At 67.0% G+C, this 9,311-nt stretch carries 11 protein-coding genes; 7 read left to right on the top strand and 4 right to left on the bottom strand.

Annotated elements, in window-relative coordinates:
• From CB0205_RS0112855 to CB0205_RS0112845, 3 genes are all read left to right on the top strand, one after another.
• Nucleotides 1–1,287: aminotransferase class I/II-fold pyridoxal phosphate-dependent enzyme (locus CB0205_RS0112855; protein ID WP_010317873.1), on the top strand; the 1,287-nt coding region annotated here is incomplete at its 5' end.
• A gap of 8 nt (nt 1,288–1,295) precedes the next feature.
• A complete protein-coding gene (cbiT, locus tag CB0205_RS0112850) occupies nt 1,296–1,910 on the top strand; it encodes a precorrin-6Y C5,15-methyltransferase subunit CbiT (RefSeq protein WP_010317872.1) in 615 nt (204 codons plus the stop codon).
• Nucleotides 1,907–2,794, top strand: coding sequence for a phosphatidate cytidylyltransferase (locus tag CB0205_RS0112845; RefSeq protein WP_010317871.1), 888 nt, complete (start codon nt 1,907–1,909; stop codon nt 2,792–2,794). Before cbiT ends, CB0205_RS0112845 begins: the two co-directional genes overlap by 4 nt.
• On the opposite strand, the gene CB0205_RS0112840 is transcribed toward CB0205_RS0112845, so the two are convergent.
• The 3 genes from CB0205_RS0112840 to CB0205_RS0112830 are packed head-to-tail and all read right to left on the bottom strand — an operon-like array spanning nt 2,791 to nt 5,372.
• Complete coding sequence (locus tag CB0205_RS0112840) at nt 2,791–3,390, bottom strand: LmeA family phospholipid-binding protein (RefSeq protein WP_010317870.1); 600 nt, start codon at nt 3,388–3,390, stop codon at nt 2,791–2,793. The genes CB0205_RS0112845 and CB0205_RS0112840 overlap by 4 nt on opposite strands.
• Nucleotides 3,383–4,267, bottom strand: coding sequence for an alpha/beta fold hydrolase (locus CB0205_RS0112835; RefSeq protein WP_010317869.1), 885 nt, complete (start codon nt 4,265–4,267; stop codon nt 3,383–3,385). The genes CB0205_RS0112840 and CB0205_RS0112835 overlap by 8 nt, the downstream gene beginning before the upstream one ends.
• On the bottom strand, nt 4,260–5,372 hold the full coding sequence (locus tag CB0205_RS0112830) for an iron-containing alcohol dehydrogenase family protein (RefSeq protein ID WP_043706164.1): 1,113 nt from the start codon (nt 5,370–5,372) through the stop codon (nt 4,260–4,262). The genes CB0205_RS0112835 and CB0205_RS0112830 overlap by 8 nt, the downstream gene beginning before the upstream one ends.
• 36 nt (nt 5,373–5,408) lie before the next feature.
• Here CB0205_RS0112830 and CB0205_RS0112825 point away from each other — a divergent pair, with 36 nt between their 5' ends.
• The 3 genes from CB0205_RS0112825 (at nt 5,409) to gap (ending at nt 7,963) form a co-directional block, all read left to right on the top strand.
• Entirely contained in the window at nt 5,409–6,257 is an 849-nt protein-coding gene (locus CB0205_RS0112825) for a cation diffusion facilitator family transporter (RefSeq protein WP_010317867.1), read from the top strand.
• A gap of 72 nt (nt 6,258–6,329) precedes the next feature.
• Nucleotides 6,330–6,869, top strand: coding sequence for a hypothetical protein (locus tag CB0205_RS16190; RefSeq protein WP_010317866.1), 540 nt, complete (start codon nt 6,330–6,332; stop codon nt 6,867–6,869).
• Nucleotides 6,870–6,961: 92 nt separating this feature from the next.
• Complete coding sequence (gene gap, locus CB0205_RS0112815; protein WP_010317865.1) at nt 6,962–7,963, top strand: type I glyceraldehyde-3-phosphate dehydrogenase; 1,002 nt, start codon at nt 6,962–6,964, stop codon at nt 7,961–7,963.
• Here the strand turns inward: gap and CB0205_RS0112810 are convergent.
• Complete coding sequence (locus CB0205_RS0112810; RefSeq protein ID WP_010317864.1) at nt 7,942–8,841, bottom strand: malate transporter; 900 nt, start codon at nt 8,839–8,841, stop codon at nt 7,942–7,944. The genes gap and CB0205_RS0112810 overlap by 22 nt on opposite strands.
• Before the next feature lie 71 nt (nt 8,842–8,912).
• Here CB0205_RS0112810 and CB0205_RS0112805 point away from each other — a divergent pair, with 71 nt between their 5' ends.
• A complete protein-coding gene (locus tag CB0205_RS0112805) occupies nt 8,913–9,221 on the top strand; it encodes a hypothetical protein (RefSeq protein ID WP_010317863.1) in 309 nt (102 codons plus the stop codon).
• Nucleotides 9,222–9,311: the final 90 nt, after the last annotated feature.

Here is a 9,311-nt window from a genome sequence, read left to right as displayed (position 1 = left end):
CAAGCCCCGGGCCGCTGGGATTTGCCGGAGTTGCCTGAGATCGGTGGACCGCTCGAGGACGAGGGGGCCGTGGCGGACAGTCAACGGGCCCTTGCGGATCTGCTGGGAGCCAAGCGCTGCTGGTACGGCGTCAACGGGGCCAGTGGTCTGCTGCAAGCCGGTCTGCTGGCTCTGGCGCAACCGGGTGAGCGGGTCCTACTGCCGCGGAATCTGCATCGCTCCCTGCTGCACGGCTGTCTGCTCGGGCAACTGGAGCCCGTCCTGTTTGATCTGCCCTTTGATCCGGCTTCGGGTCTCTGGCTGCCCCCCAGCCCTGAGCACCTGGAGGCGGTGATTCGCGCGGCCCTGGCCGAGGGGCCTCTTGCGGCGCTGGTGCTGGTCTCACCCAGTTACCAAGGTCTCGCTGGGGATCTGGCGGGCTTGGTGGCGCTGGCCCACCGGCAGGGGCTGCCGGTGCTGCTCGATGAGGCCCATGGCGCCCATTTGGGTCTGGATCCGCGGCTGCCGGCGACTGGCCTGGACGCTGGGGCGGATCTGGTGGTGCAGTCCCTGCAGAAGGCCGCCGCTGGCCTGGCCCAAAGCGCTGTGTTGCTGCAGGGTGCATTGAGCGATTTGGATCCCGGGCGGATTGAGCGGGCGCTGCTCTGGCTGCAAACCTCCAGCCCCAGCGCCCTTCTGTTGGCCTCAACGGAGGCCGCACTGCTGCATCTGCGCAGTGGCCAAGGACACCAGCAACTGCGCCGGGCTCTCGATCAGGGCCTACGGCTGCGCCAGCGCCTCCAGGCCCGTGGCTTGCGGCTGCTGGAGAACCAAGATCCGCTGCGGCTGAGCTGGATCTGCGCCGCCGATGGCATCAATGGCCTGGAGGCTGATGACTGGTTGATGCAGCGGGGGGTGATCGCGGAGCTGCCTGAGCCGGGTTGCCTGACCTTCTGTTTGGGACTGCAGCCGCCCAGAGGCCTGCTGCGGCAGTTGCCCGCGGCCCTGCACCAGCTGCGCCGGTCGCTCGGAAGCGCGGAATTGTTGACCTTCAGTCCTCCGCCGTTGCCTCTGGTGGCCAGCCCGGAGCGGCCCCTGGCGGAAGCCTGGCGGGCGCCGGCAGAAGCGGTGCCCCTCGAGCAGGCCGCCGGGCGCCTGGCGGCGGAACCCCTCTGCCCTTACCCCCCGGGGATTCCCCTGTTGATTCCGGGGGAGCGCATCGATGGGCCACGGGCCGCCTGGTTGCAGGAGCAGCGGCGGCTTTGGCCCAATCAGATCGCTGATACGGTGAAGGTGCTGATCGCGTGAGGCGGAGCATGCCCGCGGCAGGGAAGGGCTCCTTCCAATGGGATTTCGTCACCCCGGGTTTGCCGGATGCGGCCTTTGCCGATGCCCCCGGCTTCAGCCCGACCCCGATGGAGCAGCGGGTGATGCTGCTCTCGCACCTGCGGCCCAAGAGCGATTCCCTGGTTTGGGATGTGGGCGGCGGCACCGGGGCCCTGGCCCTGGAGATTGCCCGCTTGATGCCCGCAGGGGCTGTCCACACGCTCGAGCGGGATCCCGACGGCATTGAGCTGCTGGAGCGCAACCGCCGCCGCTTTGGCATTGAGAACCTGCACATCCACCAGGGGGAAGCGCCCGATGGCCTGGCGCAGTTGCCGCCCCGCCCGGATCGGGTGCTGCTGGAGGTGGGCCGCCCGCTGCGGGATGTCCTGCATCAGGTCTGGGAGGCCCTGGTCCCAGCCGGTCGGCTGGTCATCAGTACCGCCAGCCTGGAGGGGCTGGTGGACGCCACCGATACCTTGGGGCAACTGGCGGCAGTCGATCTGCAGGTGGTGCAAGCCACGGTTCACCGGATGCAGCGCCGCGGCAGCCAGGCCCGCTTGGCGGCCGCAGAACCCCTGTTTGTGATTGCGGCAGAACGCCCTTGATTCCTCCCCCGCGCACCCGAACCTCCCCCCAGCGCCTGCTGAGCGGCTACGCCGCCGGTGCCTTCGGTCTGTTGGTGGTGGGTCTGGGGGGCTGGTGGTTCACCATCGCCCTTGGGGTGATGGTCCACCTGGGCCTGCTGGAGTACTTCGACCTGGCCCGGGCCAAGGGCATCCGTCCGGCCAGCAAGACCACCTTGGTGCTCGTGCAGCTGCTGCTGATCACCACCCAGTGGGCCCATGGCGGCGATGTGGCGGGGGTCGGCTTTGCCTCGGAGCTCTCCGCTGCGGTGCTGCCGGTGGCCGGGGCAGTCATCTGCGGCTGGCTGCTGTTGCAGCCCGTCACCGGGACGATCGCCGATATCGCCTCCTCCATCTTTGCCCTCTTTTATTTGGGCTATCTGCCCAGCTACTGGATTCGCCTGCGCGATCTCACCGATCCGCTCTTGGCGCCGAATCTGCAGCACTGGCCTTGGCCGCTGACCTCGGGGATGGTGTTGATGCTGATGGCCTGCCTGCAGATCGTGGCGACGGACATCGGCAGCTACATGATTGGCCGCCGCTACGGCCGCACTCCCCTCTCGCCCACCTCGCCGGGGAAAACCGTGGAGGGTGCCCTGGGCGGGTTGATCTGCTCGATGCTGCTCGGGGCCCTGTTTGGGGTGCTGCTGGGCTGGAGCTGGGGCTGGGCGATTGGTGCCTTGCTCGGGGCGATGGTCACGGTCTTCGCCCTGGTGGGGGACCTGACTGAATCGATGATGAAGCGCGATGCCGGCGTCAAGGATTCGGGCGATTTCCTGCCCGGCCATGGCGGCATCCTCGATCGCATCGACAGCTATCTGTTCATCCCCGCGGTGTTTTTCACCGTGGTGACCTTCCTGGCCTAGGGGCTGACCGTCGCTCTGCCGCTGACCAGCAGACGGCCGGACTGCAGTTCCGCCCGTTCGATGCTGATGTTGGGGTCTCCGGGCAGGGCATAGCGCTGGGGGCCATCGCTCTGCTGCAGGACAACGCAGCCAGCCTCCGCCAGCGGCTGGGTCGCCATCTCCCGCCCCTGGGCGCGCACCAGCAGCTGGTCGCCTGCGATCGTCAACTCCTGCAGTGGAGTCAGACCCAACAGCGCCTCGCTGATTTGATCGCCCAGGCCGCGCCAATGGGCACTGCTAAACGAGCGGCTCAGGCCAGGGCCACTGAATTCGGCGCTGCCCGCCACGCTGAAGGATTGATCCAGCTGCAGGGACTGCCCCTTCACCAGCCGGCCGATCTGGACGCTGATCGCGCCGCTACGCAGCTCCACCCGCTCGATCTCAAGGGCACTAAAGACCGCCTTGCGGGCCACCAGGCTGACACCCTCCAGCCGTCCCCGCAGTAGGGCCAGGGTGGAGCCGTGCAGCTGGAGCTCGAGCTGATTGACGGACTCGCATTGCTGGCGAATCCAGAACTGCAGCCCACTGGCCAGCAGCTGCAGAACGGGATCAGCCATGCCAGGTGCGCACCACGGTGTCGGGCTGATCGATGTGGGGCAGATGCCCGCAATCGCTCAGCTCGGTGATGCGCTCTCCTAACAGAACTGCGGCGTCGGCCTTGGCTTTGCCCTGCAGGATCCGGTCGTTGGCGCCCCAGAGCACCTGCAGTCTCTGCTGCGGCAGCGGCAACCCGCAGCCCCCGAAGCCACCACTGCCGGCAAAGGCCGCCAGGGCGGGGGCCCAGTTGGGGCAGCGCAGATGGATCGAGGCGATCTCCAGCTCCGCGGGCCCCACATCACGGTCGGGTTGGGCAAAGGCACTGCGGCAGAGCCCGCGCCGAATCGCCGGCAGGGCCAAAAAGCGCGCGCCCAGTTGGTTGAGCAAGGGCGGAACCGGCATGGGTTTCCCCGTCAGGCCCGCTGGGGCAAGCAGCAGCAAGCGATCGATCTGCTCCGGGCGCCGGCGGGCCAATTCCACGGCCGCCGATCCGCCCATGGAGGCACCAATCAGGCCAACCCGCTGGGCGCCACTGCGCTCGAGGACCGCATCGAGCACGGCGTCCAGGTGGCGCAGCACCCCCGCGGGGCTGTAGTCGCCGCCCTGGGGCCTGGGGCAGAAGCCAAAGCCGTAGAGGTCGGGGATAAACAGCTGGGCGTGGCCTGAGAGCAGCGGGCTGAGCCGCCGAAACTCCAGGTGGGAGCTGTCAAAGCCATGCAGCAGCAGCACCGGCGCTCCTGAGCCCAGGACCGCCACGGGCCAGGGTTCACGGGTTTGGTCGCAGGCGCTCGGCAGGTCCCACCACTGCACCGCGCGTGCGATGGCCTGTCCTTTGGGATCCAGCAGGGTTTTGGCGGCGCGCTCCAGCAGCTGCCGCTGATCCAGGTGCTCAGGCATCCACGCTGCTCAGGGCGGCGGTGGTGCTGACCAGGGCCGCCAGGACATCCGCTGGACCGACGCTGAAGGGCAGGTGATGGAGATCTGAGCCAGGCCGGCAGGCAAACTCCGCCACCTCCTGCAGTTCAGCGAGGCTGGCCTGGGCGAGCCCGAGGTCCGCCAGGCTGACGGGGAGCTTCAGGCGTTGGAAGAAGGGCAGCAGTTGTCGCCGGGCTTGGGCCGCCAGCTGGCTACCCCCGACGCTTTCCTCCAGCCGCAATTGCACCAGGATTCCAAAGCCCACCTTCTCCCCGTGGAGTTGGCCGTGGCTGGCCTCCAGTTGGGTCAGGCCGTTGTGAACCGCATGGGCGGCGACGGTGCGGCAGCGGGCGCCGCCAATCCCTCCGATCAGGCCGGCCGTCAGGCCGCTGGCTTCCGCCACGCGCACCCAGGCCTCGCCGCCGACCTCACCGAGGGCCTGCTCGGCCTCCAGCAGCAGTTGATCCCGCAGCACCCGGGCCTGTTGCACGGCCTGTTGCACTAGGCCATCGCGGCTGGCGCCGCTGCTGACGGAGGCCTCGTACCACTTGGCCATGGCATCGGCGATGCCGCTAGCCAGGGTGCGGTTGGGAGCTGAGGCCACCAGGCCGTGGTCGAAGACCAGCAGCTCCGGGCAGTGCTCCAGAGCGACATCTCCCTGGAATGCCCCCTGGGGGCTGTAGAGATTGGCCAGCGCCGTCCAGCCCGCGCAGGTGGCGGCACTGGTGGGCACGGTGATGCAGGGGAGCCCCAGGCGGTGGGCCAGCAACTTGCCGGCATCGAGCACCTTGCCGCCGCCGCAGGCCACGACCCCATCACAGCCCTGGGATTGGCTCAGCTCCGCGAGACGGCTGAGGTCCTCTTCGCAGCAGTCGAACTCGAGCTCCGCGCTGAGTACCCGTAGGCCTTGGGTCTTGAGATCGGCTTGGAGCCCGAGCCGCAGTTCCCGGGTGGCCGCGCTGCGGCCCAGCAGCAGAGGTGCTTGGCAGAGGCCCGCGATCAGCGGCAGCGCTTCAGTCCAGGCTCCTTTGCCGCGCAGCACGTTGGCGGGTGCGATGGCGTGTTGCTGAACGGCGGAGACAGCCATGGACCGGATTCCAGAAATCCACTCTAAAAGTGGGACATGGGTCACCACGACCACCACCATCACGCTGGGGCGTTTCGCTGGAGCGTGCTGCTGAATGCCTTCCTGACGGGAGCGCAGTTGGCGATCGGCTTTGGCTTTGGCTCCCTCGCCTTGATCGGCGATGCGATCCACAACCTGGGGGATGTGGTGGGCCTGCTCTTGGCTTGGGGGGCCGAGCGGCTGAGCTTGAAGCCCCCCCGCGGTCGCTTCACCTATGGCTTTGGCCGCAGCACCCACCTGGCGGCCTTGATCAATGGCCTGCTGGTGTTTGCAGCGGGCCTGCTGGTGGTGGTGGAAGGCCTGGACCGGCTGCAGCAGCCCGAGCCCCTGGTGGCGGGGCCCGTGGCGGTTGCTGCCGCTGCAGGGATTGCGATCAATTTGCTGTCCGCCCGGCTGTTTGGGGCCCAGGACCATCTCGATCTCAATCGCCGGGCGGCGGTGCTGCATCTCCTGAGCGATGCGGCGGTCTCAGCGGCTGTGTTGCTCAGCGCGATTCTGGTGGCGCTGACCGGCCGCACGGAGCTCGATGCGATCACGGCCATTGCGGTCGGTGCGGCGGTGATGGTCAGTGCCTATGGGCTGCTCAAGCAAGCCCTCGCGGCGAGCCTTGATGCGGTCCCGGAGGGGCACGATCTGCAGGCTATTGAGTCGGCCTTGCGGGAGCTGCCAGGGGTGTTGCGCGTCAGCGAACTCCATGTCTGGGGCCTGGGTGGCCGCCGGGTCGCGCTGACGGCCCATCTGCAGGTCAAGGGCGAGCCATCGGTTGATCTTCTCCGCCTTGGCGAGGAGCGCCTACGCCAGCTGGGCATCGACCACAGCACCCTGCAGATTGAGCCCCAGTCCTGAGGGCCATTCGGTTTTCCCCTACCCATTTCGCCCCTGGCCCATCAGATTGGAAGCAGGTCGGCTCGGAGGGGGATGGCAAGACGCAGCTGGAGGCGGCGCCTCGGCAATGCCCTGATCCGTTGGGGCCAAGCCCTGAAACCAGCGCCGCCGGCGCGCCCGGTTCCGACGCCGCAGAAGCGCTCGGCCGTCAGTCAGATGCCAGGCCTGCGCTCGCCCCTGACGATCGACAAGGCAGTTCGCAACAGGGACCTGAGTGTTCTCAAGCGGGAGGCCAGCGATGCGCTGGCGGCCCTGGGGGCGGCCCATGCGGTGGTGAGCTCAGCGCGGCTGGCTCAGATCCAGACCATCCGCTCGGAGGTGGATCGCGGCACGGTGGAGCAGGACGCCTTGATCGAGGTCGCAGGCGACTACCAGGCCTGGCAGAACGATCAGGTGCGTCTGTTTGATGCCCTGGCGTTGGTGCTGGGGATCACGGTTCCAGAGGGCTCTGCTTTCGATCAGATCGATGAGGAGATGACGGCAGCGGCCACTGAGCACCTCAATGCTCTAACGGCTGAATACCAGCGGCGACTGCTGAGCGACCAATTCGAAACGGAGCCCCAGGAGGGCTGATTGGCTGCCCTTTTGATCTAGGTCTGCTGTTTTTTCATCGACAGAGCCGGAACACCCGCTGTATTGGGGAGTGGCATTCGGGGCCCCTTCCCTTGACCGTTCGGATCGGCATCAATGGTTTTGGTCGGATTGGCCGCCTGGCCTTCCGGCGCGCGATGGCCACTCCCGGGGTTGAGGTGGCGGGCATCAATGACTTGATTGATGTCGATTACCTGGCCTATCTGCTGCGCTACGACTCCACCCATGGCCGCTTCAAAGGCGAGGTCAAGGTGGAGAACGGTCAGCTGGTGGTCGATGGGAACGCCATCCGGATTACGGCCGAGCGCGATCCAAGCAACCTCAAGTGGGATGCCATTGGAGTGGATACGGTCCTCGAGAGCACGGGCTTTTTCCTGACGGATCCCCTGGCACGCACCCACATTCAGGCCGGGGCGAAGCGGGTGGTGATGAGCGCCCCCTCGAAGGACGAGACCCCGATGTTCGTGATGGGGGTGAACCACAGCAGTTACGCCGGCCAGGACATCGTCTCCAACGCCAGCTGCACGACCAACTGCCTGGCGCCCTTGGCCAAGGTGGTCCACGACAACTTCGGCATTGTCAGTGGCTTGATGAGTACGGTCCACGCCACGACGGCCACCCAAAAGCCCGTGGACAGCCCGTCCCTGAAGGACTGGCGCGGTGGCCGCGGAGCCGGCCAGAGCATCATTCCCAGCTCCACAGGCGCCGCGAAGGCTGTGGGCCGGGTGATCCCAGAACTGAACGGCAAGCTCACGGGCATGGCCTTCCGGGTCCCGACCCCGGATGTCTCCGTGGTCGACCTCACGGTGAATCTGGCCAGGCCGGCCAGCTATGAGCAGGTCAAGGCGGCGATGAGGGCCGCCTCTCAAGGGGAGTTGAAGGGAATCCTGGGTTACACCGAAGACCAGGTGGTCTCCAATGATTTCCTTGGTGAGAGCTGCACCTCCGTCTTCGATGCCGGCGCTGGAATGGCCCTGAGCGACACCTTTATGAAACTGGTGTCCTGGTACGACAACGAGTGGGCCTACAGCTGCAAGTGCATTGACCTGATCACTCACATGGCTGCAGTGAGCTGAAACCAGAGCGGCAGGCTGAGGGCAGCGGCCCCACTGCTCCAGAGCACCAGTCGGGCGGCGGGAAGGGTTTCTTGGCCGCCTGCACCTTGGGCGTCGGCGGCTTCAGCGAGCAGAAGCACGGACATCGCCGTCGGTGCAGCGGCCTGGAGGACCAGCGCCTGTCGCATCAGTTCCGGCAGCTGCAGCAGTCCGCTCAGCAGCCACATCAAGGCGGGGAGCAGCAGCAGCTTGATCATCAGGGCGCCGGTCAGTGAGGGCCTCTTGCCCTGGTCCGCTTGATCGATTCGCTGCAGCACCAGCCCCAACCGCATCCCCACGAGAATCAGGAGGAGCCAGAGCACAATTCGAGCGGGCAGCCAGAGCCATTGCCCCAGTAGGGGGCCCCATGGGGTGAGTCCGAGGGGGAGGGCCAGGAGCAGGGCCTGAACGACGGGTGTCTTCAGCAGGTTCATCGCCGTGGCTGCGCTTTTCCCTGGCGACAGCAGCAGCGGACCGGCACTCCAGGTGATGAGGGTGCCGATGAGGTCATAGATGACGCTGAAGCCCAGGGCCTCGCTGGGCAGTAGGGCAATGGCGACGGGAAGCCCGAAGTAGCCGGTGTTCCCAACCATCGCTCCCAGTTGCAGGCTGCGGGTGGGCAGCAGGCCAGGGGCCTGGCGGCAGAGGAGCAGGCCGCCCAAGGTCAAGCCGGCAATGAGCCCTGCCATGGGGATCGCGCTGAGGGGCAAGCCTCCCTTTAAGAGAAGTCCCGTGAGGCTGAGGGGCATGCCCCAGCGCAATAGCGGCGGTGCCAGGCGGCTGGGGAGAGTCGGGAAACGCCGGCCCAGCCAGACCCCACCGAGGAGGCAGGGAGCGAGTTCCAGAACAAGGCGAAGCATGGCTGCAGCCTGGCAGCTTGCTCTTGGGCCTGGGCAGAGCTAACGAGGGGGTAGCCGTTGGAGGGGGAGCTGTGGAGGACAGACCGATCACACCCCATGCGGTCCCGATTTTTGATGCCGACGGCAACCTCACCTATGTGGGGGATGACGGTCGCCGCTACGTCGTCGGCCCCCTGCCGGCAACCGACGAGGCCAACGTCGATCGGGTGATGGAGCGCCTGCGGGAGGGACAGGCCCTGTTCTCCCAGATCGAGCAACTCTCAGGGCAGTGGCTGGATCACGTCAGCGGCTCTGACCTGGCCCGTCATTCGGCCCTGGCCCTGCTGCTGACGACCTTGGAGACCTTCCTGAGTGACCCGGAGTCCGACGAGGACATCTGAGGCCTCCCAGGGAACCCGGACCTGTAGCGAAGGCGACAGCGGCTCTGGTATGTTTGTGAGCCGCTCAGCGATCGCGAGATCACTAGCGGC

Origin of the sequence: Synechococcus sp. CB0205 (assembly GCF_000179255.1) — a bacterium.
Lineage (GTDB): Bacteria > Cyanobacteriota > Cyanobacteriia > PCC-6307 > Cyanobiaceae > Vulcanococcus.
This window is presented reverse-complemented; position numbering and strand designations above follow the sequence as displayed.

Excerpts from the sequence above, each read along its gene's own strand:
- CB0205_RS0112810 (WP_010317864.1), bottom strand. The coding sequence starts at position 8,841 with ATGCTTCGCCTTGTTCTGGAACTCGCTCCCTGCCTCCTCGGTGGGGTC.
- CB0205_RS0112825 (WP_010317867.1), top strand. The coding sequence starts at position 5,409 with ATGGGTCACCACGACCACCACCATCACGCTGGGGCGTTTCGCTGGAGC.
- CB0205_RS16190 (WP_010317866.1), top strand. The coding sequence starts at position 6,330 with ATGGCAAGACGCAGCTGGAGGCGGCGCCTCGGCAATGCCCTGATCCGT.
- CB0205_RS0112835 (WP_010317869.1), bottom strand. The coding sequence starts at position 4,267 with ATGCCTGAGCACCTGGATCAGCGGCAGCTGCTGGAGCGCGCCGCCAAA.
- cbiT (WP_010317872.1), top strand. The coding sequence starts at position 1,296 with ATGCCCGCGGCAGGGAAGGGCTCCTTCCAATGGGATTTCGTCACCCCG.
- CB0205_RS0112840 (WP_010317870.1), bottom strand. The coding sequence starts at position 3,390 with ATGGCTGATCCCGTTCTGCAGCTGCTGGCCAGTGGGCTGCAGTTCTGG.
- CB0205_RS0112830 (WP_043706164.1), bottom strand. The coding sequence starts at position 5,372 with ATGGCTGTCTCCGCCGTTCAGCAACACGCCATCGCACCCGCCAACGTG.